This window comes from Polynucleobacter yangtzensis, assembly GCF_001595965.1.
In the GTDB taxonomy this organism is placed as follows: domain Bacteria; phylum Pseudomonadota; class Gammaproteobacteria; order Burkholderiales; family Burkholderiaceae; genus Polynucleobacter; species Polynucleobacter yangtzensis.
In genome coordinates this window covers 54,660-78,752 of record NZ_LOJI01000040.1, presented here as the reverse complement: position 1 = coordinate 78,752, position 24,093 = coordinate 54,660, and the positions used below count along the sequence as shown (strand labels likewise).

Here is a 24,093-nt window from a genome sequence, read left to right as displayed (position 1 = left end):
TGTCTCATCGATAAGAAAGTGTTACTGCAAGTAACACTTGTGATCGAGTCAAAACCCTGCGATTTTGACTCGTTTGGTGGAATTATTTAGTTTTGAAGTTGGCTTTGAGTGCGCCGCTAGCCAGTTCAATTTCTTCATCAAAACTGCCTTTTTCCACTTCAGCTTTGATGATTGCTAGGCCTTCTAATAAGCCATCTAAATCAGCTACTTGGATGCTGGGCATGCCACGCTTGAGTTCTAATACCTTTGCGCCATAGCGTATGGACACGCACAGCTTGCCATCACTGTTTTGAAACCACCAAGGCTTAATGCGCTTGTTGATTTGTACCCGTTTAGCTGTGCCGTCTGCTGCTTTGACGGTCTTTTCTTTCTTGATTTCTAGCTGCGTGCCGTTTAGCTGGCATTTAGCCAGTTCAATTTGTTCCCATAGCTTATTACTCAGCTTATTGCGACGCTGGACGATAGGGGGTTGATTGATGGGTTTGGTAGCTGCTACGAATTTGAGTTTGTCGATTGTTGCCATCGTGTTCTCCATAAAGTTGATAGGGCAACACAACAATATTGTCGGTAAATGCGGATGGACAACCGGTATTTTTATATTGGACGAATAAACCAAGAAAAAATGACATTCCTTGTTCAGAGAACTAAATACTTTCATGAAATACAAAAAGAAAAAGCCCACACCCAAGCAATACGCTATAGAACGCAAGATCCATATTGATACGCAGACTACTAATCAATGGCTTCGTGAAAGCGGGATAGGCTTAAAGAACATAGACGTAGGAACACCAGAGGTGTTCCAGGCTTTAAAGCTGGCAAACAAGGCAATTAAGCAGCACGCCTACTTATTAAGTTATGAGCAGCTACAAACCTTGTATCAGTTTGTAGTGGATGCTAGAAGGGTGGATAGGCGGTTAAAGATGCCGCAAGGGCGATGCTACAAAGTAATGAATATCACTAAACAGGCAATTAGAAAGGCAGCGCAGTACAGTTAAAAGTTCAAGCTAGATAGCGTGGTACGAGTAAGTCACTCGTTAATAAATGGCAAAAGCGCGGGTTGTAATATGAGGCTAATGACCCCGCCCTACACATGTTGCCCGTAACAGCATGTGATTCATAGGTGATGCCGCAGAGCAGCACGTGTAAAAACGGCTGGGAGTTTTAATACATCAGTCTCCAAACCAACTCTGTTACGGTCGTGTAGTGAAACGATACTCAGATCAAAAACTATACGGAACGGCGGTTAATAGCAACAAGACTTAGGTCTTCTGCTATAGCCGTCGTTCGTTCACTTAATCTAGATCAACTAGACAGCACCACTAGCTACTGCGTAGCTAGTGGCTTTAAATCAATAATAGAAAATAAGTGCAAAGTAATGTGAGTGAGCGAGAGCGAGTGAGCATTACTGCGGCACTAGCGAACTTTAGTTCGCTCTATAACTTGTGGCTATATTTCATCAATAGGGGTTAAAAATCACCACCCTGAAAGCATAAGTACTCCACCACAAAAAAATGCAGCGCTATTTTTTTTTGGTACTTACAACCTTTTTATGCCTACTTACGCGCTTGATTACGTAGCTTTTGGATCTTCTTGCGTTTCTTCTCAAACTCGATTTGATCCTCAGCTATAGACGCTTGCATGCGATTAGCCCACAGATCAGCTGATTTATAAGCAGATCCTAATTCACGTTCCATGAGTAAGCTAGTCATGTCATTAGCCCATACACGTTCGCTCTTTTGATTGATTTGCTCTTCAATCTCATCAATGTACGGCACTAGGGATCTGGCGATACGGGTGATTAAGTCGTTGGTTAGATCAATATTGGGTGGAATAAAGTGCAGTGCCGAGATCTCGGCTAAAGGTACGCGAGTAGCAGCGGGGTTCTCTGGATCAAAGTACACATCTCGATTGAACTTACGTACACAACGACAAATCACAAACATCAAGTCATCTGGTAAGTGGACTTGTTTGGCTGATAGATGTTCTGGGTAATCAAAATGACCCAGTGGCCATTCTTCTTGAATATCAAAGTAGCGCAGTAGTGCGATCTTGGCGCGTTTGAGTTTTTCTTGGCTATCGGCTGAGGAGCTCTTGCGTGCTAGTGCCAGTATGCGGGTCTGCGTTGTCTCGTCATACCATTTCACAAAATCATTCTTGGCAATGCCAGTCTCTCGTGCATAACGCAGCACAGTAGCGTACTCACTGACTTGCTTTTTAGACTTCTTGCTAAAGATAAAGCGTACTAGTAACGCTTCATTGGGCGTATTGCTTTGGATGGGCTCTAGTGTGGCTTTGAAATAGCTGCGAATAATGTCGTAAAGCATGTCACCATCTTTACTGTTTTCGAGAAACTCATAAATCCCGTAGCAGTCCCTTAGACCTTCGGTGGTTTTGACTTTTTCACGATCAGACAGGTGGGCTAGACGATTGCGGATGGTTTCAGCTTGTTTAAGTAAGTGATGCTGCTCTTTGTTACGCTGTTCAATTTGCGCTTCAAAGACAGCAAGACTTGAACTGCGATCCATCGGTGCAGTCTGTTTAACCTTGGGAATTTTATTAACTCTAGCCTTTTTAACTGGGGTATTGCGAGTTTTTACGGCAGCTACTTGCTTAACCACGCTGTTGTGCTTGGCAGCAATGGTGCTGCGGTTTTTAATACTTTCCGCCAGTTTTTCCACCTTGGATTTCGCTGCTTCTTGACGTTCCTTCTCTAAACGCAGCTGAGCTGCTTTACTCAGTACTTTTTGCTGCTTTTTAGGCGTGGTTTTAGCGGACTTTTTGGGCTCGTTAGACTCTTGGGCTGCGATTGCTGCGTTGCGTGCTGCAGACGCTTGTTTTATGAAATCTACCCGTTCTTGGGCTGTTTTAAATTGTTTAGTCATTGAGTGCATCCGCTGTTGGCAAAGTGTTACTTGCAGTAACACTTATAGATATTACCTTAGCCACTTTACCCAATGAAAGTAGTGTTTTCATGGTGAAAGCCGTGGCATTTAAGCCACGATCTTTGAGGAGCTACGGTCTCAACACAAAATACAGATTAAGTGTTGAGAGAAATTTTAGGAGCTGTAAGTCATTGAATCTTGGAAGATCTTTTGATCATCCCAAAATCCCCATAAAAACCCGCCAATTTGCCATGGTATTGCCAATATCGGTAGGAATTGCTTTGATCTGAAAACACAATATAACTAAGTAAATACTGTTAACGAGGAAAAACAAATGGCACAAGCGAGAACATTAAGTGATCAAGAGTTAGAGCAGGTATTAGCGTATGCAGCAAGCACCAAGCATGGGCTGCGTAATCAAACAATTTTATTAATGACGCACTGGGCAGGTATGCGTATTGGGGAAGTAGCAGCGGTGCGTTATGGTGATGTATTGGCTAGTGATGGCACGATCCGTAGCGAAGTAAAGCTATCAGCCACGCAAACCAAGGGTAGTAAAAGTAGGGTGGTCTTATTATCCGAGCGTATGCAAGGTGCAATTGCCAAGTACATTGCCCAGTATCCCTGTGTTGATCTCAAAAAGCCCTTGTTTAAGACGCTGCGTGCCGATGGTTTTACACCGAATACCTTAACGCATATTGTCAGTGGCTTATACAAGCAAGCTGGCTATGATGGCGCTACGAGCCATAGTGGTCGTAGAGGCTTTTTAACTCGCTTAAGCGAGAAGGGGGTATCAGTCAGAGTAATGATGCAGTTAGCTGGTCATAGCCAAATGAGCACTACGCAGCGCTACATTGATACCAGGCCAGACATGCTTCGCAATGCTGTGGAGTTAATTTGATTTTTATAGTGCGAGGATGCGAGTTTTTTCCTTTTTAGTCCATGCATTATTTTCACTAATAATCTGGTGAAATTCCACGGGATCGAACTTTACAAAGTGTTTGGGCTTAGATTGCGATGGAAATATTCCGCGGGCAGCATTCTCAGCAATATAGGTAGCGGTTTTAAGTTTTCGAGAGGTCATTTGCTCTAAGGCACGTAATTCTACAATTGCGTCCGAGCTAATGCATCTCGATTTTCTATCCTTTTTGATCTTGCATTCTTCACCAATTTGCCAAAGCTTCCAATCGGGACGCGCTGATCGAATATATAGAACGCTCATTGCATCAATGATGTTTTGCATGTGAATGCCCTTAGAAGCTAATGCATATTTAGGCTTTGTTGGCGCAATCGGTGCTTGAATATGCTTATCTAATAGGGCTTTAACTTCTTTAAGCACCTTTTGTCTTGTGGAGTCTATTGGAATGGCCAATAAGAGGGCGGGAGGCCAATTCAATTTTGGCCTGGTGACATCTAAATACCTTACTACCGCTTCATTAACATCAGCCTTGTTTGATTTACCACCCCCAGCAAATTTATAAATCGGAACGGTTGTTGAGGGTGCTCCTTCAATGCCAAACAAATCAACCCCACGTTCAACCCACCAAGTCTTAAAAAGATACTTTTGTACATTACCAAAGGCATCGTAAATCTTAAGTACCTTTTCGAAATCTGCCGGCAATCGATCCTTGTCTGCCTTAGTTAAGCAACCTTTCTTGGTTCTGTAACGCCTTGCCAACTCATAGCTGGGGCTAAGAGCTAAAAAATTAAACCAATATCGATAGAGGTGGTGCACTTCTACGAATTTCCCATCCTTTTGAAAGTCCGATTTGAGGACGGACAGTGGATTTTTTGCCATTTTTATGCTTATTTTGTTGACTAAATTAATTTAAATTATTTCAGTCAAATAGGAAATAGTCAAGTCAATGCGACATTAGTGCCATGGCGTAAACAACTAGTTTTCGTCATAACTATCGACTTACTTAATTTTTAAAACAACCAATAAAAGGAATCAAAATGAAAAAAATATCATCGTTTTTTGAAAACATCACCAATGATGAGGATAAGCTCCAGGCTTTGATTTGTCCGCGCAATCTCGCTTTTGGTGTGAATGATCTTGGACAGATGAAGCTGTGCGAATTACTTGACGTGGATTATCTTCAGCCATTACGTAATTCAAGTAATAAAGCTAATCTTTTGAAAAACAGTCATTTGATGCGCCCCGGCATCAAAATAAAAATCCACGCAAACTGGTTTCGTAAAACTGAGGAAATTTTTTGGGTTCGCATATCGAAAATAAAAACTCTTGTGACGGGAGAGCAAATTTTTTATGCCCAACTTGAGCATGATGCTGAATACCTGCCTGTAGGGACGGGTCTAGGGCCAATTCGCCTTTGCAATATCTACGATGTCGATTTCGAAGGCGCCCATGAGGCGAATCATTTTGACAATGTTTCCACGGCCGTCAACTAAGAATAAAGGGGAAAATTATGTCAATTAATACACAAAAACAAACTTGCGCAATCTCAATGTCTGATCTAGGCATTTCAACTGTCGTCATGACCAGCATCGAAGACATTGAATCGATTTCCGATCAGTTTGAAACACAGCCAGATTCGATATGGTATCAAGGACGTGGCAAGCATTTTATGCATCAATTCTTGAAGAAGGAATTGCAGGCTCAGGATGCGCACTTTTCTAAACACCCCAAGCTTGTGAATGAGTTCAATGAAGAGTGGACTAATTTTTGTGAGGATTGCGTTTTGCTGTTTGTACTCGATGCCTACTTATTTGATAAGCCGTATCAACTGATGCATCCAGACTCATTTATGAAAAATGTGAAAAAGGCTGCTATTGATGCAAGCGGTGGGATAACTCCAGACTTGATTGCTGGAATTCCAGTTATTAACTAGTATTCAGGCAAACCCAGCCAAACTCAACTGTTTTTCAACATCCCTAAAGGCCAGCTCTATGTTGGCCTTTTTTACATCCTTCGCACTGGGCGATACAAATACGTATCTGCCTTGTGTAGTGACTTTGATTTCCACCAATCCTAGCTGCGTATTAAATTGATAGTTGACGGTAAATCGCGGTACCAACTCACCCTTATAAGACTTATGCGTGACTGATAACTTGGCTTTAGCTGCCTTGGGCAAAGTCCAATAGTCGTTCAAATCTGTATCACAACGCTTAATCAAAGTCTTCACTGCCACTAGGGCATCCTTCTTGGATAGCTTTTTGAGTTGTGGCAGTTCTTTGCTTAAATCCTCACCAGCTTCAAGACGTGTCTTTACTTGCTTGAAGTGCGATAAGTCACAGGCTCGCTCTAAGCTTTGCTTGAGAGTAGCATTGGCTTTACGTTCAAAGAAGGTTTGAATAAATGGGGTCATCAGATCACCATAGCCGTGAGGTATTGCATTGGGTAGGAAGTATTCATAATTTACGCTGCCTTACCTAATGCTTTATTCAGTTCGTCTTTAAGTTCTTTAGTTGCTTTGGCATTGGCTTCAACCAAGGGCAAATACACACCAGTGCTTGCCCCAACCAAACTAATCACATCATTGCGTACTGGGCTAGCGTTCATGTAACGCAAAATCTCATCTGCTTGAGCCGTTTTATCGTCAGGAATCTTGCCTGCTAACTGCTCGGCAATCATCAAGGGCTTCAAATGGCTATAGTGGCGCTCAATCATCAGGATTGAAGTGCCCATCTGTTTAGCCAGCTGCCCAAAATCCAATCCTTCTAGTACTCGCTGCGTAGCGTAGTAGTGACGCAGGCTATACAAGCTTCTAGGCTTGCCATCTTTGTCGCCCTTATCTAGGCCAGACTCTCTCAAGCAATCACCAAAAGCATTAACCAAGTTATACGGCATAGTTCCATCGCGCATACGGAAGATATGCTTATCTTTTTTCTTGGCAATCAGCTCTTCTAGCGTCATGTCTTTGTATTCAGGTTGGAGTTCACGCAGCTTATCTAGCAATGGCCACAGTTCATTACGAGCAACCAGTTCACGACTACCACGCTTGCCTTGCGGCAGAGTGATATGAATGACGCGCATACTAGGCTTTTGAATAAACTCAATATGCTTCCACTTGAGTTCTTTCGTCTCAGTGCCAGGACGAACGCCGGTACAAGCAATAAAAGTAATGTACAGGCCAAGTAGCTCGCGAAGATAACGTGACTTAGAGGCTCTGCCTTCAGTGGTCCACTTATGAATGAATTGCTGCAACTCCACTAACTCATCAGTGCTAAAGATGCCACGTGCTTCAGTAGCTTCTCCTGTGTTTTTGGTGCTGGGTCTTTGGCTCTCACTCATGTAGCCTTTTTCAACGGCGTAATCAAATACGCAATTAAGAGCAGCATTGTGATTGTTCTGAGTAGAAGCTTTAAGTTCGTAGCCAACTTTCTCGGTGCGCCAGCGATGAAAGTCGGAGATGAGTGCAGGGGTGATGTTGTCAATATGGTGATTGCCAAAGAAGGGGGTGAGGTAGGTATCGATGGCGCGATAGTAGTCAGCGTAGGTCTTTTTGCCTGTTCCAGCCTTCACTTGCTCTTTTAAGCTGGCGCTGACAACTTGAGCTACTGCTTTGAACTTCTTGCTAACTACCGATAATCCGCGCTTTTCAAGTACGCGAGCTTCATGAAATAGGTCTTCTGCGACACGTTTTGCGGCCTCTAAATCACTGGTTTTACTGGTCGTTCTGAACCAAGTTTTCTTAGAGCCAATTTTGTAATGAATCTGCCAGACGCTGGAATTCGAACGGCGCTTTAAACGCAGTTCATGGGGTCGTATAACGACGGTGGATTCAGCAGTGGCGCGCATTCTAGGGTGATTTAAGTTTGTAACCCTATTATATCAATTTACGATATGAAAAGCAAATAATTGAAGTGTGCGATTGGTGTGCGATTGATTTTTACGCAAAAAATAGACAAAAAAAATGACTTGCGGTTAGCAAGTCATTGTTTCTACTACGAATAACTGGTGGGTCGGGCGAGATTCGAACTCGCGACCAACGGATTAAAAGTCCGCTGCTCTACCGACTGAGCTACCGACCCAGTTAAGCCATAAATTATAGCAAGAAGTTTGTAGGCCATCCTCGGGTTTTCGGGGTCTGCCTCTCAGCCCTTGTAGTTACAAGTCGCTTATGAATTCACCCGTCTGGCGACCGGTGGATTTTTGGAAAAATACTCCTTAATTCCCCTCAAAATCGCCTCTGCGATGCGATCCTGGTAGCTGTCATCGTTTAGGCGGGCCTCTTCCTGTGGATTGCTAATAAAAGCGGTTTCTACGAGGATTGAGGGGATGTCTGGGGCCTTTAAAACCGCAAAACTGGCTTGCTCTACCTTCGGTTTATGTAGGGCTGCAAATCCACCGATTTGCTTCAAGATCGAATTACCCACCTGCAGGGAATCTTTAATCTGAGCAGTGGTCGACATATCTAGAAGTAAGTTGGCAACCTGCCTATCTTGCGTCTTGATATTGATGCCACCGATGAGATCGGAGGCATTCTCTTTATTGGCCATCCAGCGAGCGGTGGTACTACTAGCACCCATTTGCGAAAGTGCAAAGACGGAAGCGCCTCTAGCATTTCGTTCGATGAATGCATCTGCATGAATCGATACAAAGAGATCTGCTTCAACACGGCGTGCTTTTTGTACTCGGACATGTAGAGGCACAAAGTAATCGCCATCTCTAGTCAAGAAGGGACGCATATACGCTTCGCCTTCAATCTTATCTTTGAGTCGCTTAGCAATTGCGAGAACAACATGTTTTTCCTTGGAGCCTGCTGCACCAATGGCGCCAGGATCCTCGCCGCCATGCCCAGGATCAATCGCAATGGTGATTAAGCGCTTGTATTTGGCAGGCGCTGGCAACTCTTTGGTTTCAGGTATGGCTTGGGCAACAGGAGCTGCCGGAACCTTGGCAAGCTCTTTTTCTTTCTTGGTCGCGAACTGCGCAATTAAATCGATCTCTTCGTTGGATTTCTCAAGAGCAGTTTCTTTTTTAGCACTGCTTCTCACTAAAGCCATTAAAGGATCTGGTGGTGTAGTAGGGTACAAGTCAAACACCATGCGGTAGTTGTACTCAGCTACTGGATCAAGAGTAAAGAGTTGTGGCTTGATGGGTTCTTTTAAGTCAAACACCAAACGCACAATGCCTGGCTGAAATTGCCCTACTCGAACTTGCGAGATGTAAGGGTCATTGGGTTTTACTTTGGCAACTAAATCTTTGAGTGTGGGATTGAGTTCCAGCCCCTGCACATCAACTACCAAGCGATCTGGATTAGTCAGAATCTGCTGCGTAATCGGTAGCGGTGTATCGGATTCCAGGGTTACGCGGGTGTAGTCCTCGGAAGGCCATACGCGTACGCCTAATATCTTGGCGCCCCAGGCAATATCAACCTCAGTGAGCAATAGAGCAAAGCTCAAGAACTTCGCTGAAGTCTTGAGAGTTTGTCTTTTCGAGAGATTGGTTTTCTGATTGCTCATGTATTAATAGCGAATGACTATTGTCGAATCTCTTGTAATGCCATTTTTCCAGATTCAGTGATTGCATTGATCTTAATAGTGCGTTCGTTTTCATCTGCTCCTGCTACTAACTGAATTTGAATATCAAAACCTGGCAAAGTGCCTTCAGCTTTTTCTGGCCATTCAATTAAGCAAATGCCTGGAACGTCAAAGTGTTCTGCAAATCCAGCTTCTTTCCATTCCAGTGGATCGCGCATGCGATACAAATCAAAATGGTGAATAGTGATTGCGTGATCTTTTAGTTGTAGGGAGTAAGGTTCACACAAGGTATAGGTCGGGCTCTTCACTTTGCCCTCATGACCCATTGTCTGAATGAGGTATCTCGAAAAGGTCGTTTTACCAGCGCCGAGATCGCCCTCTAGGGAGATATTGAGATGCGAGCTTGGCTGCTTAGTTAGAAAGCGCTCAAAACTAGCGGCTAGCTGCTTTGCAAGAGAGGCAGTGTCGGCTTCCTGCCTACAATAGAGATCAATTGCAGTGAGCGGGGTCTGGATTACCTGTGTTTGAGCCATTCCCCTAGTTTATTCAATTATTAAGATACATTCTGTATTCCATATGCCTTTACCTACCAGCCCTCAAACCTTGGATGAGCCCAATCTGCGCGATTGGCTCAATACCCAGGCTATGGCTTTGGGGTTTGATGGCTTACGCATTACCGACACCCATTTAGGTCCTGCGACCGAACGCTTGAAAGAGTGGTTGGCTGAAGGTCGCCACGGTCAAATGGAATACATGCAGCGCCATGCAGAATTGCGCGCTAATCCCGAGCTTTTAGTTCCTGGTACGGTGCGTGTTATTTGTGTCTCGATGAACTACCTCCCGCCAGAAACCGATTTTGATGCTGAGTGGCAACGACTAGAAGATCCTACGCAAGCAGTCGTATCGATGTATGCCAGAGGGCGCGATTATCACAAGGTGCTGCGTAACCGCTTACAAGAATTTGCCCAGCTGATTGAAGAGCGTATCGGCAAATTAGGCTATCGCGTGTTTACAGATTCCGCACCGCTCATGGAAGTAGAGCTGGCTCGCAAAGCAGGCTTAGGCTGGCGTGGCAAACATACGCTCCTACTCAATCGAGAATCAGGATCCACATTCTTCTTGGGTGAGATCTTGGTGGATGTACCACTACCCATTGATGAAGAAGTTGAAGAGCGCTGTGGTACCTGTACATCCTGTATAGATATATGTCCTACACAAGCTATCACTGCGCCTTATCAACTCGATGCGAGAAGATGTATCTCTTACTTAACGATTGAAAACCCTGACGCTATTCCTGTGGAGTTTCGACAAGCTATGGGTAATCGCGTGTATGGCTGCGATGACTGCCAACTCATTTGCCCATGGAATAAGTTTGCCAAACGAACAGAGCTACCTGATTTTGCAAGACGTCACGGTTTAGGGCAGGCGACCCTATTGCAACTTTGGTCCTGGACTGAAGCGGAGTTTGAGCAACGCCATGAAGGTAGTGCCATTCGCAGAATCGGTTACAGCCGTTGGCGCCGTAATCTAGCAGTAGCCATGGGCAATGCTTTGGCTAGCGGGCTTGAGAAGGGCGCAATTACTGAAGCGCTAAACGCAGCACTTCCTAGTGCCGATCCTTTAGTGGCTGAGCACATTGAGTGGGCCTTAGGTCAACATGCGCAGTCAGCATAAATATTCACAAGCTTTACAATTGCTATATGTCATCTAACGACCAGCCCTACATCGATCCTAGCGAAATCCCGCTAGAAGAGGCTGCGGTACAACGCTTTAAAAATCCAAGTCATGCCTTTTGGTCTGGCATTCGGGATGCTGCTGGTGCGCCTGCGATGGTACTCTTTGCTGGCATGGTTGGCTTTGGGGCGATGGGTAAAACCAATGGCTTTGATGTTTGGTTCACAACCTTCACTTCGTTTTTCATGTTCGCCTTACCAGGTCAGGTTGTTTTGCTCGAGATGGCGATTACTGGCTCATCTGTTTTAGCGATCGCTTTAGCGGTTACGCTAACCTCAACACGCTTTATCACCATGACGGTGACACTCTTTCCGCAGTTTCATCAAAAAGATCGCAATCGTAGTCTTTATGCTTCCGTCCATTTATTGGCGATGACAGCATGGGCTATCTCGATGCGGGAGTTTCATGCGATTGAGATTAAGCACCGCCTCAGTTACTTTGTAGGGCTAGGGCTCTTATGTTGGTTGATCTCTGTGCCTGGAACTGTCTTAGGTTACTACTTGGCTGGTATGGTGCCAAAGCCAGTTACTTTGGGCTTGGTGTTTATTAACCCATTGTTCTTCTTACTCACCTTTACCGAAGTAAAGCCTTGGATTAATCGCATTGCACTTTTACTAGGCTGCATCTTTGGCCCGATCTTTTTCCTAATTGATCGCGATACTAGTTTGTTAACGGCTGGTTTAGTTGCGGGCACCATGGCTTACTTTATCGACCGTAAGTTCTTGCGCAAAAAAGCGGGAGTGCTCGGATGAACGGGGCGATGGACGCTTTCAATCACATGAGTGATGCACTGACGGGTTGGGGTCTATGGATTGCCTTGGTTGGCGCCTGCCTAGGTACGTACTTCTGTCGTGCTATTGGTGTATTTCTGTCACAGAGTATTAATCAAGATAGCGAGATCTTTCGCTGGTTAGCTGCGGTGACCTACGCGATGGTTGCTGCACTTACAGTGCGTTTGATTGTGATGCCGCTTGGCCTGATGGCAACCGTACCTTTATGGATTCGTATTTTGATCTGCGCCTTGGCGATTGGCGTGATGGTTTCTAAACCCACAAAACGATTAGTTCCAGCCTTATTGACTGGAACCTTGTTGATGGTGGGTTACGGCGTGATTCGTTAACTAACCAAATAACGCCAGCCCATCTTTTTTGTTTTTATAGATGCGCCGCCAAAATTATGGCGATGTGCACTGCTTCTCTTTGAGTGCCATCCGCAATCTGATGACGACAGCTCGTACCATCAGCCACTACCCAGCAATCTGGTGACTTCCGAATACTAGGCAATAGGCTAGCTTCAGCCATTTGCTTGGACACTTCAATATGCTCAGCTTCATAACCAAAGCTACCTGCCATGCCACAGCAAGACGATTCAATCAGCTTAGGCTCTGCGTTCGGAATGAGTTTGAGTAATTCCATTGCGGGAGTAACAGCAGCAAAAGACTTCTGATGACAGTGACCATGAAACAGCACTGATTTATTAGCTGCTTTGAGATTTAACTGAAGCTTACCGGCCTTAGCCTCGCTTGCTAAGAATTCTTCTAGCAATTGCGCCTGTTTAGAAACGCTCACTGCGCGCTCACCAAAGCCCATTACCAAAGCTTCATCCTTTAAGGTAAACAAGCATGAAGGCTCTAGACCAATAATCGGAATGTGCTTGTCGGCATAAGGCGCGAGATGGTCAACTAATTCACCAAGTGTTTCCTTGGCTTTATCAACCATGCCTGCAGCTAAATAGGTTCTGCCACAGCAAAACTCTTTTGAGCAAGTATTGCCTTGGTTTGTTGCTTTAGTTTGACCATTGCTTTGGCTCTTGCTTTGAGTCTTATTAGGGATATGCACACGATAGCCAGCTGCCTTGAGTACTTTTAATGCTGCCTGGAGGTTTTCGTCTTCAAAGTAAGCGTTAAAGGTATCGGCTAACAGTACAACACCCTTGCCATCGGTATTGCTCGCCAACTGTTCTGGAGTGTATTGATAAGAATCTTTTGCCTTTTGGTTCCAGAAAGTCTTGCTCTTCCAAATTGGCAGGCTTCTTTGCGCAGAGATACCCATAACCCATTCTTGTATCTTAGCAACCGGCGCAATGTGATTACGTAAGTTCAAAAGAGTTGGTAGCAGTGGGATAGCGCTAATCGTGCTGGCATATTTGGGGAGATAGGCCACCGCTAGATCTCTGAGAGAGTGACCTACACGCTTCTTGTAAGCAGAGAGGAACTCAATCTTCATCTTGGCCATATCCACGCCAGTAGGACATTCACGGCGGCAAGCTTTGCAGCTTACGCAAAGCTCCATGACTTCTTTGATGGCATCGCTAGCTAATGGAGAAGATTCGGGAGATGCTCCACTTTTCAGATCGAGCTGATTGGAGAGTGCCAGACGAAGAGTATTTGCTCTACCGCGTGTCAGATGTTTCTCATCACGGGTGACGCGGTAGCTTGGGCACATCACTTCCGCATCAAACTTACGGCAGTGACCATTGTTATTGCACATCTCCACTGCTTTGGCTAAACCTATCGCCGGATCACCACCAGTGCCTGGCGCTGTAGTTTCTTCTGTGACAGGATCGTTTTGTACGTTCCAAGCAGACCAATCTAATGCTGGTTGGAGTGGAATGACTTTATAACTTGGTGGAAATCTAAAGTTGATGGAGTCATCCATCTTGGGTGGATTAACAATCTTGCCCGGATTAAATAATCCTTTGGGATCAAATGCGTATTTAATTTCTGCAAGGGCTTCAGTGATCTTTGGACCAAACTGCCAAGAGATCCATTCGCCACGACATAGACCATCACCATGCTCACCGCTATAAGCACCTTTGTATTTGCGCACCAGGGCAGAAGCTTCTTCAGCAACTGCGCGCATCTTCTGAGCGCCGTCTCTGCGCATATCCAATATAGGGCGTACGTGCAATGTACCTACGGATGCGTGGGCGTACCAAGTGCCGCGTGAACCATATTTAGAAAATACCTCAGTGAGTGCTTGGGTGTAATCAGCCAAACTCTCCAGAGGTACAGCACAGTCTTCAATAAAGCTGACCGGCTTACCATCGCCTTTGAGGCTCATCATGATGTTGAGACCCGCTTTACGTACTTCCCACAAATTCTTTTGCAGGGAGGCGTCAGGCATAGTCACTACAGAACCTGGCAAGCCCAGATCACTCATGAGTTCTTGCAGGGCTTTGAGCTTTTCTAAGAGTGGAGCATGTGCATCACCTGAAAACTCCACCAATAAAATCGCTTCAGGCGTTTTAGCGGTGTGATCAACCAAGGCTGTTTCAATGGTTTTCTTAAAGCTTGGGTTGCTGCGCGCCAAATCAATCATGGTGCGATCGACTAACTCAACAGCGGTAGGGCCGAGCTTCACAATATGCTGAGCACTATCCATCGCCTTGTAGAAGCTGGCAAAGTTCACAATGCCGAGCACTTTATGTTGTGGCAATGGCGCGAGTTTGAGCTTGAGAGATTTGAAATACGCCAAAGTACCTTCGCTGCCCACTAACAGGTGCGCCAAGTTCACGCTGCCATCTTGGGTATAAGGCAATTCACTTTGAGGATTGAAGATATCGAGGTTATATCCCGCTACCCGTCTTAATACTTTTGGAAAATGGGCCTCAATCTCCGGGGTTAGGGTGTGGGCTAGGTTTTTAACAAAATCACCTAGCTCTTTTGCAGCGCCAGAACTGCTAGCGTAATTACCAAACTGTGCGACTTGGCCATCCGCTAACCACGCATCAATACCTAAAACGTTATGCACCATATTGCCGTAAGCAATAGAGCGACTGCCGCAGGAATTATTACCTGCCATGCCGCCAATGGTTGCTTGACCAGCAGTAGAAACGTCAACTGGATACCAGAGGCCATATTGCTTTAGAGAGCCATTAAGGTGATCAAGCACGATGCCGGGCTCAACTTCAACATAAGCTTTATCAAGATTGAGATCTATAACGTTTCTGAAATATTTAGTGTTATCAATCACCAGTGCTGCGCCAGTGGTTTGACCGCATTGGCTAGTGCCACCACCACGAGGCAGCACAGGTACACCCAGTTCAGCAGCGATCTGAATGGCGCTGGCAATATCTTGCGCAGTCTTTGGTACAAATACGGCAACTGGCATGGCTTGATAGATAGAGGCATCCGTTGCATAGCGTCCACGACTCGCGCTATCGGTCATCACTTCGCCAGAAGTCTCCTGACGCAAGCGCTTGGCTAGCTCAGCTTGATCCACCATGAGTTCTTTGAGGTCTAGAGGCTTATTCATGACTTGCTTGTCTCCGCATCTTTGATTTCTGCTTCTGATTTCAGTAACTGCACTACAACATCACGTTTGTTTTGAACGTGCTGGATCATGATTCTGCGCATGCGTGCAGCATCTCTGGCTTTGAGAGCGTCGAGCATCTCTTGATGTTCTTCAACCGCCTTTTCCCATTTCACGCCATCCTGGTTGGAGCGAAAGCGCAGAGCTTCAATGCGTGCGTTGACTTGTGTGAAGAGTTTGGAGAGCACCGGATTATTTGCTGCTTGATTAATCAGATGATGAATACGTAGATTGAGTTTGTAATAGCTCGATAAATCACGGCGCGCATACGAAGCCATCATTTCATATTGAAGGGCTTCCAATTCAGAGAGGATGGCATCGCTAATATTGTTAGTAGCCAACTCGCCAGAGAATCCTTCAAGGTCAGCAATCACATCAAAAGTGTGAATGACATCCTCAAGACTGAGTTGCACAGCAATGGCGCCACGATTGGCGATAAGCTCTACTAAGCCATCTGCAGCTAAGCGACGAATTGCCTCCCGAATAGGGGTGCGAGATACATTGAGACTCTCAGCTAATTCACGTTCATTGAGTTTGCTGCCGGGCGCGATCTTGCCTTCAACCAAGAGTGATCTGAGCTTTTGGAAGGTGGCCTCGTGCAAATTCTGAGAATTAGGCTGTTCTATAGCTGCCATGCTGGAATCCCCTAAACCCTATATTTGTATACAAAATTAACAATAAGCCATCATAAAGCATAAATACAGGCTTTAAATGCCTATTTTTAGGTTTATTTAAGGAATTATTTCAAATAATTTGTATACAAAATGGAAAATTGGCAAAAATTGTCATACACTAGTGCCAGAAATATCACCCATAAACACACCCATAAGTGAGACAAAGCATGTTGAAACTTGATAACCACGCATCAGGACGCCACTTTTTACATATTCCCGGCCCTAGTCCTGTTCCTCCGCGCGTACTGCGCGCCATCAGCTATCAAACCATCGACCATCGTGGTCCTGAGTTTGGTGCCTTTGGTCTGAAGGTTTTAGAAAACATCAAAAAGATTTTCAAAACTGAGCAGCCTGTAATTATTTATTCCGCTTCTGGAACAGGTTCATGGGAAGGTGCTTTGGTAAACGTACTGAGTCCTGGCGACAAAGTGTTGTTCTACGAAACAGGACAGTTTGCGAACTTATGGCGCGCGCTTGGTAAGCGCCTTGGTTTGGACGTAGAAGTAGTTGGTAAAGCGGGACAAGATTCTTGGCGTTGGGGTGTAGATGCTTCTGTTATTGAAGAGCGTTTACGCAAAGACACGGGCCACGAGATCAAAGCGGTTTGCGTAGTACACAACGAAACTTCTACTGGTGTGACATCAAATATCGCAGCAGTGCGTAAAGCGATTGATTCTCTGAAGCATCCAGCCTTATTGCTTGTAGACAGCGTATCTGGCTTGGGTTCGGCGGATTATGAGCATGACAAGTGGGGCGCTGACGTTACGATTTCTGGCTCACAAAAAGGCTTGATGTTACCTCCAGGCATTGGCTTTAATGCTCTGTCACCACGTGCTATCGAAGTCAGTAAAAGCAACAAAATGCCTAAAGCATATTGGGCTTGGGATGAAATTCTCGAATCCAATAAAACAGGTTACTGGCCAACAACTCCGAGCACCAATTTGATGTACGGTTTGCATGAAGCAATGGACATGATGATGGCTGAAGGATTGGATACGATCTTTGCACGTCATCAACGTTTAGCTGCAGCTTGTCGTGAAGCGGTAAAAGCGTGGGGCTTAGAAATTCAGTGTCAAGACAAAGATTGCTATTCACCAGTGCTTACTTGTATTGCAACACCAGAGGGTATGGATGCCGATGTATTGCGTAAACATGCTTTAGAGAAGTTCAACCTCTCATTGGGTACTGGTTTAGGTAAGATCAAAGGCAAGGCATTCCGCATCGGCCATTTGGGCGATTGCAATGAATTGAGCTTAATGGCTGCTTTAAGTGGTGTAGAGATGAGCTTGGGCTCCATGGGCTTTAAACCCAAGGCCAGTGGCGTAGTTGCCGCCCAAGAATTTCTCAAATAGCCTTAAATAATCAATAGGTTGGGTGGAGACAGGGTGTAGCAAGGCTTCTAGACCGAAGTCGGGCTACACCCCTTATAATTCAGGTGCTCTATATAGATAGCACTTTCATCATATAAAACATATTCGAGACAAAGAAAGATTAACCATGTTGGCTACTAAACCATATTTAACTCAAGCTGATGTTCAAAAGATTTTGGATGCAGCAAACAAGCACGCTGCCGCAAATAATTGGGCTGTGACTATTGCCGTTTGTGATGATGGCGGTCATGTGTTAGGTTTAATTCGTCGCGATGGTTGCGCTCCTGTATCCACATACATTGCTCAAGAAAAAGCACGTACTGCAGCAATGGGTAAACGTGAGAGCCGTGTCTACGAAGAAATTATTAATAACGGCCGTACCTCTTTCTTATCTGCTCCGCATATCTCGGGCATGTTGGAAGGTGGGGTCAATATCGAGGTAAATGGGTTTACCATCGGCGCAGTCGGCGTTTCCGGCGTTAAATCGACCGAGGATGCTGAAACCGCTAAGGCCGGCATTGCGGCCATCCTGTAAGTTACCTTGACAAATACTGCTACTGAAATAAATTCTTCTACAGGGGTTAGCGAAGCCGCTAACCCTAGTGTTACTGACACTGACACTGCTGCCACTGCTTCACCTCCGGCAACAATCACTTTTGCTGACTTTGGTTTAGATCCGAAAATTCAAAAAGCGGTTCTGGAGCAGGGCTACAACACTCCGACTCCGATTCAAGCGCAATCGATTCCGCATGTCTTAGCGGGAAGCGACCTCATGGGCGCTGCGCAAACCGGTACCGGTAAGACCGCTGCTTTTGTATTGCCGATCATTCAAAAGATTTTGCGTCACGCAAGCAATAGCGCGTCACCAGCACGTCATCCCATTCGTGCACTGGTTCTCACGCCAACCCGTGAGTTGGCCGTGCAAGTGGCTGAAAACGCTGCGAACTATTCCAAGCACACTGATCTGCGCGCTGCAGTGGTCTACGGCGGCGTGGACATGAAAGAGCAAGTAGGTATTTTGCGCAATGGCGTAGAGATCCTGATTGCCACCCCTGGTCGTTTGCTTGATCACATTGGTTCAAAAGTGGCCAACCTCTCGCAAGTAGAGATCTTGGTTTTGGACGAAGCCGATCGCATGCTCGACATGGGTTTCTTGCCAGACTTACAACGAATCATTGATTTAATTCCGGCGCAAAGACAAACCTTATTGTTCTCGGCGACTTTCTCACCAGAAATTAAAAAGCTGGCGCAAAGCTATTTGCGTACTCCAGTGACGGTAGAGGTGGCACGTCAAAATGCTGCTGCTGATACGGTTAAGCAAGTAGTGCATATGGTTTCCTCTGCAGATAAGCAACGCGCAATTGTGAAGGTGCTTGAAGCACGCACACGTGCAGGCTTATCACGTCAATGCATCATCTTTACCAATAGTCGTTTGGGCTGCGCAAAGTTATCGCGTGCCTTAGAGCGTGACGGTATTAAAGCGGGCGCGATTCATGGCGATAAGAGCCAAGGTGAACGTACTTTAACTTTGGATGCATTTAAGTCTGGCGCCATCGAAGCTTTAGTGGCGACTGATGTAGCTGCTCGTGGTTTGGATATTCCGGATATGCCTTGCGTAATCAATCACGAACTGCCATACAACGCAGAAGACTTTATTCACCGTATCGGTCGTACCGGTCGCGCTGGCAGCAAGGGCGATGCGATTGCATTGGTTGATGCTAGTGAGAAACGCTTACTCGACGATATTGAAAAGTTGATGAAGCGTAAATTGGATGTGAAGCCTTTGCCTGAAGGTGCACCTTCACAAAGTCGCCCATCATTCAGTAGCTATGGCAGTGCACCAGCAAAAATGTCAGACCCTTTCTTCTACAAGCCTTACGAGCCATCTGCATCTACAGCTTCCACTACAGATCCTGCAAAGCCAGAAGAGAAAAAAGTAGGTATTACTCCTGCTAAGCCTGCGGTTGGTGCTTTGCTCGGTGGCTTTAAAAAGAAATAAAGAATCAAGAATCAAGAATCAAGAATCAAGAAACAAGAAACAAGAATTAAAGAAATAAGAAATAAAAAAGGAAAGACTAAGTTCTTGAGTTTTTCCATGCATGAGTGGCTGCTAACAGCCACTCAGCAATCGTAGTGTTTTCGCCATCAGGTAAGTTTTTCAATCCCAAATGCTTTGCTGCTTTGCGCAACTCCATCAGCGAGTGTTTTTCATCTTGCGTATTGATTTGCGTTGCGAGTGTTTGTTTACTGAGCTTTTCACCATGCTCATCAAGCACTAAAGGTAGATGAAAATACTTTGGCCTCTGATATCCCAATATCTTTTGTAGGTAAATTTGTCTTGCGGTATTGCTCAATAAATCTTTGCCACGCACGATATGGGTAATGCCTTGTTCGGCATCATCAACTACAACAGCTAGCTGGTAGGTAAATAATCCATCGCTTCTGCGTAGTACAAAATCACCGACTTCCTGATTGAGATTTTGGCTTTGGTGTCCTAGTTCTAAATCCTCAAATTCAATATGGCAATTTGGGGGCAGGGCGATCCGCCAAGCTTTCCCCGAATTTTTAAAGGCTTCTGCGGAATTGCTTATTAAAGAGGCGGGGCGGCAGGTGCCTGGATAGACCATTTCTTGATTGCGGGGGGTTTCTATTCCGAGGTTGGCTAGGGTGTAGGCAATGGTCTGCCTAGAGCAAGTACAGGCATAAAGGCATTTCAAGCTATTTAAGCGCTCCAAAGCCCTCTGGTAAGCCTCTTGGCGCTGGGATTGATGGATGATCTCCTCATCCCAAGAAAGCCCACATGCGAGCAATTGGGACTGTATTTGCTGGGTTGCTTCGGGGATGCAGCGAGGGGTGTCTAAATCCTCGATTCTGAGGAGCCATTTACCCCCATTTTTGCGGGCATCTAGCCAGCTTCCGAGGGCAGCAACCAGGGATCCGGCGTGCAGTGGGCCAGTAGGGGAAGGGGCAAATCGCCCGCGATAGCCACCGGCTGGGGATGGAGGGTTTTTAGGTGTCGACACAGCTAAAATCATCTCATGGCTTTACCCCGTTTTGTACATCTCCGCGTCCATTCCGAGTTTTCGATTACGGATGGAGTCGTTCGCATTGATGATGCAGTCGCGGCGGCCGTCAAAGATGAGATGGGCGCCCTAGCGATTACGGATTTAAGTAATTTATTTGGTTTAGTGCGTTTTTATACTGCCGCACGCTCAAGTGGCATTAAACCGATTGCTGGTGCCGACGTTTGGATCAGCAATCCGCAAGATCCAGACCAGCCCCATCGTTTATTGCTCTTAGTTCAAAACCATTCTGGATATCTCAATTTATGTGAGTTGCTCAGTAGGGCCTCTTTAGATAATCAATCACGCGGTCGTGCTGAAGTGGATTCTGCTTGGTTTAGTGAGCCCGCTGCTAAAGCTGAAGATAAAAAAGCCAAGCGGACCTTATCTTATGGATTGATTGCGCTCTCTGGCGCGCGCATGGGTGAAGTAGGGGCAGCATTGCTAGCTGGTCAAGAAGATCAAGCGAGGATTATTGCTAGACGTTATGAAAAGCTGTTTCCCAATTCCTTCTATATCGAGGTTCAGCGCGGCGGTAATCCACAAGACGAGAAGCAACTGCAACTTGCCTGTCATTTAGCGAGTGAGCTCGATTTACCGGTGGTTGCAACACACCCAGTGCAGTTCATGCAGAGAAGTGACTTTACGGCGCATGAAGCCCGTGTTTGTATTGCTGAAGGCGAATTGCTTGGCAATCCACGTCGCACCAAAAAGTTTAATGAAGAGCAATACTTCTTGACCCAAGAAGAGATGGAAAAACGTTTCGCAGATTTGCCAGCAGCAATTGCAAACTCTGTTGAAATTGCTAAGCGTTGCAATCTCTCTTTGGTTTTAGGTCAGCCACGCTTGCCAGATTTTCCAATACCACCTGGAATTACTTTGGAAGACTATCTCTTGCAGCAATCTGAGATCGGTCTGAAGCGCCATATGGAACGCAACTTCCCGGATGCGCAAGAACGCGAAAAAGAAATGGCCCGCTATCACGAGCGTTTGGTCTTTGAGGTGAAGACCATCTCTCAAATGGGATTTCCTGGTTACTTCTTAATCGTGGCAGACTTCATTAACTGGGCTAAAAACAATGGAGTGCCTGTAGGGCCGGGTCGTGGATCTGGTGCGGGCTCTTTAGTCGCGTACTCACTCGGTATTACCGATTTGGATCCGCTGCGTTACAACTTACTCTTTGAGCGCTTCCTCAATCCAGAGCGGGTATCGATGCCAGACTTCGATATTGACTTCTGTCAGCACGGTCGCGACCGTGTGATTCAGTATGTGAAAGATAAGTACGGCAAAGATGCGGTGAGTCAGATTGCTACTTTTGGAACGATGGCTGCCAGAGCGGCGATTCGTGACGTGGGTCGCGTACTTGAGCAAGGTTATAACTTCGTCGACGGTATCGCTAAACTGGTACCCAATAAGCCAGGTCAGTACATGACGATTGAAATGGCTAAGAAGGAAGAGAAGCAATTAGCCGAACGCGAAAAGAATGAAGACGAGGTGCGTCAATTACTTTCATTAGCGCAGCAATTAGAGGGCATGACTCGTAACGTGGGTATGCATGCGGGTGGTGTGTTGATCGCCCCGGGACGCCTCACCGATTTCTGCCCTCTCTACACGCAAGAGAGTAAAGATCAAGACAGTAGCTCCGTCATTAGTCAGTTTGATAAAGATGACGTAGAAGCAATCGGCTTGGTAAAGTTCGACTTCTTGGGTTTAACCACGCTCACGATCTTGGCAGCAGCAGAGCGCTGGATTAAAACATTGCACGCTGATCGCAGAGATTGGAATATCGGTGAGATACCGCTTGATGATGAAAAAGCATTTGATGTTCTTAAGCGCGCTAATACGGTAGCCGTCTTCCAGCTAGAAAGTCGCGGCATGCAAGGCATGCTTCGTGAAGCTAAGCCCGACCGCTTTGAAGACATTATTGCCTTGGTGGCTTTGTACCGCCCAGGTCCTATGGATTTGATCCCAGACTTTATTGAGCGTAAACACGGTCGCCAAAAAGTGGAGTATCCCGATCCACGTATTGAGCCAGTTCTGCGTGAGACCTACGGCATCATGGTCTACCAAGAGCAGGTGATGCAGATGGCGCAGATGATTGGCGGCTACTCATTGGGTGGCGCTGATATGTTGCGCCGTGCGATGGGTAAGAAAAAGCCTGAAGAAATGGCACAGCATCGCAAGATCTTTAGTGATGGTGCAAAAGCAGGCGGCATCTCCGAGAGTAAAGCCAACGAAATCTATGACTTGATGGAGCGCTTTGCGGGCTACGGATTTAATAAGTCCCACGCTGCTGCCTATGCGCTCTTGGCATATCAAACTGCTTGGCTTAAAGCGTATTACCCCGCAGAATTTATGGCGGCCAACTTATCGCTCGCGATGGATGACACCGATAAGGTGAAGATTCTGTATGACGATTGCTTGGCCAACAACATTCGAGTGTTCTCGCCAGATATTAATACTGGTGTTTATGAGTTCACTCCATTGCGTGCGCCTGATGCAGCTCCAGACTCCCCAATTAGTCATGTCCGTTACGGCTTAGGTGCAGTACGTGGTACTGGCGAGGCTGCAATTGAATCCATTGTTAAAGCACGTGAAACTGGCGGACCATTTAAGGATCTGTTTGATTTCTGTGCTCGTGTAGACCGCAGACAGGTAAATCGCCGTGCGATTGAAGCCTTAATGCGTGCGGGTGCATTTGATAGCCTCTATCGCGATTCTGTCCCTGCGGGCGGCAATCTGTACGACATTCGCTCTACCTTGCTTGCTTCTTTAGCAAGAGCGATTGAAGCTGCCGAGCAAGCTGAGGCATCGATTCATCAAGTGAGTTTGTTTGAAGTTGCTGGCGAAGAGAATCGCCATCTACCAGAGTTAGTGCGCGAGCCTGTTTGGTCTGAAAAGAAGCGTCTGCAAGAAGAGAAGAATGCTTTAGGGCTCTGTTTAACGGGTCATATGTTTGATGCCTATCGTGACGAGACCTCCCACTTCATTCGTCAACCTTTGTCAAAAGTTACTGAAGGCAAAGATCAGCTGATCGCTGGCATCATCACTTCAGCGCGGATGTTGACTGGCCAGCGCGGTCGCATGATGATTGCGACAATTGATGATGGCACTGCGGCCCTGGAAGTCACTTTGTACAGCGAAGTGTATGAGCCTAATCGCTCATGGCTCAAGGAAGATGAGCTCCTAGTCGCCAAAGTGAACGTGACTCCCGATAAGTTCTCAGGTGGTATGCGTATTGTTTCTGAGGCGGTGATGGACATCACTGGTGCGCGTATGCGTTTTGCTCGTAACATTCACGTATGTATTGATAACGCTATTGATATCAAGATGCTGCGTAGTCAAATTAATCCTTACTTGATGGCTAATCGCGTCAGAGATCCTAAGTTAGGGGCTTCTGCTCCAGCTGCGCCGGGCTCAAATGATGGCATGAAGGGTTTAATGTTGACTGCTGCTGTTACCACTAGTGGTGGCGCTTGCTTGATGCGGTTCCCAGAAGAGCTGCGTATCTATCCAGATGATGCCTGCTTACATAGTTTGAACCAAATCTTGGCATCCAAGCAAAAAGATCCCGTACAAGTTCAGTACCACTAAGAATATTGTTCGGTGTT

At 46.0% G+C, this 24,093-nt stretch carries 21 protein-coding genes and 1 tRNA gene; 11 read left to right on the top strand and 11 right to left on the bottom strand.

The genetic code is table 11. The annotated features are described in order from the left end of the window. Positions 1–82: 82 nt before the first annotated feature. On the bottom strand, positions 83–523 hold the full coding sequence (locus JaK3_RS09205) for a DUF6641 family protein (protein ID WP_068323994.1): 441 nt from the start codon (positions 521–523) through the stop codon (positions 83–85). A gap of 133 nt (positions 524–656) precedes the next feature. On the opposite strand from JaK3_RS09205, the gene JaK3_RS09200 reads away from it, so the two are divergent. Then, positions 657–995 carry a hypothetical protein gene (locus JaK3_RS09200; protein WP_068323991.1) on the top strand — a complete coding sequence of 113 codons (339 nt, stop codon included), beginning with the start codon at positions 657–659 and terminating at the stop codon, positions 993–995. 558 nt (positions 996–1,553) lie between these two features. Here the strand turns inward: JaK3_RS09200 and JaK3_RS09195 are convergent. Next, the gene (locus JaK3_RS09195) at positions 1,554–2,882 is read right to left on the bottom strand and encodes a hypothetical protein (RefSeq protein ID WP_150114254.1); all 1,329 of its coding nucleotides are present in this window, start codon (positions 2,880–2,882) and stop codon (positions 1,554–1,556) included. Positions 2,883–3,216: 334 nt separating this feature from the next. Here JaK3_RS09195 and JaK3_RS09190 point away from each other — a divergent pair, with 334 nt between their 5' ends. Further along, entirely contained in the window at positions 3,217–3,783 is a 567-nt protein-coding gene (locus tag JaK3_RS09190; RefSeq protein ID WP_068323985.1) for a tyrosine-type recombinase/integrase, read from the top strand. 3 nt (positions 3,784–3,786) lie between these two features. Here the strand turns inward: JaK3_RS09190 and JaK3_RS09185 are convergent, their stop codons facing one another. Beyond that, positions 3,787–4,680, bottom strand: a complete 894-nt coding sequence (locus tag JaK3_RS09185) for a hypothetical protein (RefSeq protein ID WP_068323982.1) — start codon at positions 4,678–4,680, stop codon at positions 3,787–3,789. Between the two features lie 158 nt (positions 4,681–4,838). Between JaK3_RS09185 and JaK3_RS09180 the strand changes: the two genes are divergently transcribed. Both JaK3_RS09180 and JaK3_RS09175 read left to right on the top strand, forming a co-directional pair. Next, a complete protein-coding gene (locus tag JaK3_RS09180; protein WP_068323979.1) occupies positions 4,839–5,294 on the top strand; it encodes a hypothetical protein in 456 nt (151 codons plus the stop codon). A 17-nt stretch (positions 5,295–5,311) separates the two neighbouring features. After that, entirely contained in the window at positions 5,312–5,734 is a 423-nt protein-coding gene (locus JaK3_RS09175) for a hypothetical protein (RefSeq protein WP_068323976.1), read from the top strand. A 3-nt stretch (positions 5,735–5,737) separates the two neighbouring features. Here the strand turns inward: JaK3_RS09175 and JaK3_RS09170 are convergent, their stop codons facing one another. The 5 genes from JaK3_RS09170 to tsaE all read right to left on the bottom strand — a co-directional run bounded on the left by JaK3_RS09170 (position 5,738) and on the right by tsaE (position 9,862). Then, positions 5,738–6,211, bottom strand: a complete 474-nt coding sequence (locus tag JaK3_RS09170) for a hypothetical protein (RefSeq protein WP_068323973.1) — start codon at positions 6,209–6,211, stop codon at positions 5,738–5,740. A 50-nt stretch (positions 6,212–6,261) separates the two neighbouring features. Then, positions 6,262–7,644 (bottom strand): tyrosine-type recombinase/integrase, encoded by a 1,383-nt coding sequence (locus JaK3_RS09165; RefSeq protein WP_068323970.1) that lies wholly within the window; start codon positions 7,642–7,644, stop codon positions 6,262–6,264. 157 nt (positions 7,645–7,801) lie between these two features. Continuing rightward, positions 7,802–7,877, bottom strand: a tRNA-Lys gene (locus tag JaK3_RS09160). An 87-nt stretch (positions 7,878–7,964) separates the two neighbouring features. Then, positions 7,965–9,311 (bottom strand): N-acetylmuramoyl-L-alanine amidase, encoded by a 1,347-nt coding sequence (locus JaK3_RS09155; protein ID WP_068323967.1) that lies wholly within the window; start codon positions 9,309–9,311, stop codon positions 7,965–7,967. 17 nt (positions 9,312–9,328) lie between these two features. Continuing rightward, positions 9,329–9,862, bottom strand: coding sequence for a tRNA (adenosine(37)-N6)-threonylcarbamoyltransferase complex ATPase subunit type 1 TsaE (gene tsaE / locus JaK3_RS09150; RefSeq protein ID WP_068323964.1), 534 nt, complete (start codon positions 9,860–9,862; stop codon positions 9,329–9,331). Between the two features lie 43 nt (positions 9,863–9,905). Here tsaE and queG point away from each other — a divergent pair, with 43 nt between their 5' ends. Genes queG through JaK3_RS09135 form a run of 3 tightly spaced genes read left to right on the top strand, consistent with a single transcriptional unit; the run spans position 9,906 to position 12,183 of the window. Then, on the top strand, positions 9,906–11,003 hold the full coding sequence (gene queG / locus JaK3_RS09145; RefSeq protein WP_068323961.1) for a tRNA epoxyqueuosine(34) reductase QueG: 1,098 nt from the start codon (positions 9,906–9,908) through the stop codon (positions 11,001–11,003). Between the two features lie 26 nt (positions 11,004–11,029). Then, entirely contained in the window at positions 11,030–11,815 is a 786-nt protein-coding gene (locus JaK3_RS09140) for an AzlC family ABC transporter permease (RefSeq protein WP_068323959.1), read from the top strand. Positions 11,816–11,823: 8 nt separating this feature from the next. After that, positions 11,824–12,183 carry an AzlD domain-containing protein gene (locus JaK3_RS09135; protein WP_068324617.1) on the top strand — a complete coding sequence of 120 codons (360 nt, stop codon included), beginning with the start codon at positions 11,824–11,826 and terminating at the stop codon, positions 12,181–12,183. 34 nt (positions 12,184–12,217) lie between these two features. On the opposite strand, the gene JaK3_RS09130 is transcribed toward JaK3_RS09135, so the two are convergent. Together JaK3_RS09130 and JaK3_RS09125 are read right to left on the bottom strand one after the other, a co-directional pair. Next, positions 12,218–15,319 (bottom strand): FAD-binding and (Fe-S)-binding domain-containing protein, encoded by a 3,102-nt coding sequence (locus tag JaK3_RS09130; RefSeq protein ID WP_068323957.1) that lies wholly within the window; start codon positions 15,317–15,319, stop codon positions 12,218–12,220. After that, positions 15,316–16,011 carry a GntR family transcriptional regulator gene (locus tag JaK3_RS09125; protein WP_068323954.1) on the bottom strand — a complete coding sequence of 232 codons (696 nt, stop codon included), beginning with the start codon at positions 16,009–16,011 and terminating at the stop codon, positions 15,316–15,318. Before JaK3_RS09125 ends, JaK3_RS09130 begins: the two co-directional genes overlap by 4 nt. Before the next feature lie 206 nt (positions 16,012–16,217). Between JaK3_RS09125 and JaK3_RS09120 the strand changes: the two genes are divergently transcribed. The 3 genes from JaK3_RS09120 (at position 16,218) to JaK3_RS09110 (ending at position 19,419) form a co-directional block, all read left to right on the top strand. Beyond that, positions 16,218–17,402, top strand: a complete 1,185-nt coding sequence (locus JaK3_RS09120) for a pyridoxal-phosphate-dependent aminotransferase family protein (protein ID WP_068323951.1) — start codon at positions 16,218–16,220, stop codon at positions 17,400–17,402. A gap of 148 nt (positions 17,403–17,550) precedes the next feature. Then, complete coding sequence (locus JaK3_RS09115) at positions 17,551–17,955, top strand: GlcG/HbpS family heme-binding protein (RefSeq protein ID WP_205627529.1); 405 nt, start codon at positions 17,551–17,553, stop codon at positions 17,953–17,955. Positions 17,956–17,961: 6 nt separating this feature from the next. Beyond that, positions 17,962–19,419, top strand: a complete 1,458-nt coding sequence (locus tag JaK3_RS09110) for a DEAD/DEAH box helicase (RefSeq protein WP_068323945.1) — start codon at positions 17,962–17,964, stop codon at positions 19,417–19,419. Positions 19,420–19,495: 76 nt separating this feature from the next. Here the strand turns inward: JaK3_RS09110 and gluQRS are convergent, their stop codons facing one another. After that, positions 19,496–20,443 carry a tRNA glutamyl-Q(34) synthetase GluQRS gene (gluQRS, locus tag JaK3_RS09105; RefSeq protein WP_240480930.1) on the bottom strand — a complete coding sequence of 316 codons (948 nt, stop codon included), beginning with the start codon at positions 20,441–20,443 and terminating at the stop codon, positions 19,496–19,498. 15 nt (positions 20,444–20,458) lie between these two features. Between gluQRS and dnaE the strand changes: the two genes are divergently transcribed. Beyond that, positions 20,459–24,076: a DNA polymerase III subunit alpha gene (gene dnaE, locus JaK3_RS09100; RefSeq protein ID WP_068323938.1), complete on the top strand. Its 3,618-nt coding sequence runs from the start codon at positions 20,459–20,461 to the stop codon at positions 24,074–24,076. Positions 24,077–24,093: the final 17 nt, after the last annotated feature.

Coding starts and splice junctions, on each gene's coding strand:
- JaK3_RS09205 (WP_068323994.1), bottom strand. CDS start 523: ATGGCAACAATCGACAAACTCAAATTCGTAGCAGCTACCAAACCCATC.
- JaK3_RS09200 (WP_068323991.1), top strand. CDS start 657: ATGAAATACAAAAAGAAAAAGCCCACACCCAAGCAATACGCTATAGAA.
- JaK3_RS09195 (WP_150114254.1), bottom strand. CDS start 2,882: ATGACTAAACAATTTAAAACAGCCCAAGAACGGGTAGATTTCATAAAA.
- JaK3_RS09190 (WP_068323985.1), top strand. CDS start 3,217: ATGGCACAAGCGAGAACATTAAGTGATCAAGAGTTAGAGCAGGTATTA.
- JaK3_RS09185 (WP_068323982.1), bottom strand. CDS start 4,680: ATGGCAAAAAATCCACTGTCCGTCCTCAAATCGGACTTTCAAAAGGAT.
- JaK3_RS09180 (WP_068323979.1), top strand. CDS start 4,839: ATGAAAAAAATATCATCGTTTTTTGAAAACATCACCAATGATGAGGAT.
- JaK3_RS09175 (WP_068323976.1), top strand. CDS start 5,312: ATGTCAATTAATACACAAAAACAAACTTGCGCAATCTCAATGTCTGAT.
- JaK3_RS09170 (WP_068323973.1), bottom strand. CDS start 6,211: ATGACCCCATTTATTCAAACCTTCTTTGAACGTAAAGCCAATGCTACT.
- JaK3_RS09165 (WP_068323970.1), bottom strand. CDS start 7,644: ATGCGCGCCACTGCTGAATCCACCGTCGTTATACGACCCCATGAACTG.
- JaK3_RS09155 (WP_068323967.1), bottom strand. CDS start 9,311: ATGAGCAATCAGAAAACCAATCTCTCGAAAAGACAAACTCTCAAGACT.
- tsaE (WP_068323964.1), bottom strand. CDS start 9,862: ATGGCTCAAACACAGGTAATCCAGACCCCGCTCACTGCAATTGATCTC.
- queG (WP_068323961.1), top strand. CDS start 9,906: ATGCCTTTACCTACCAGCCCTCAAACCTTGGATGAGCCCAATCTGCGC.
- JaK3_RS09140 (WP_068323959.1), top strand. CDS start 11,030: ATGTCATCTAACGACCAGCCCTACATCGATCCTAGCGAAATCCCGCTA.
- JaK3_RS09135 (WP_068324617.1), top strand. CDS start 11,824: ATGGACGCTTTCAATCACATGAGTGATGCACTGACGGGTTGGGGTCTA.
- JaK3_RS09130 (WP_068323957.1), bottom strand. CDS start 15,319: ATGAATAAGCCTCTAGACCTCAAAGAACTCATGGTGGATCAAGCTGAG.
- JaK3_RS09125 (WP_068323954.1), bottom strand. CDS start 16,011: ATGGCAGCTATAGAACAGCCTAATTCTCAGAATTTGCACGAGGCCACC.
- JaK3_RS09120 (WP_068323951.1), top strand. CDS start 16,218: ATGTTGAAACTTGATAACCACGCATCAGGACGCCACTTTTTACATATT.
- dnaE (WP_068323938.1), top strand. CDS start 20,459: ATGGCTTTACCCCGTTTTGTACATCTCCGCGTCCATTCCGAGTTTTCG.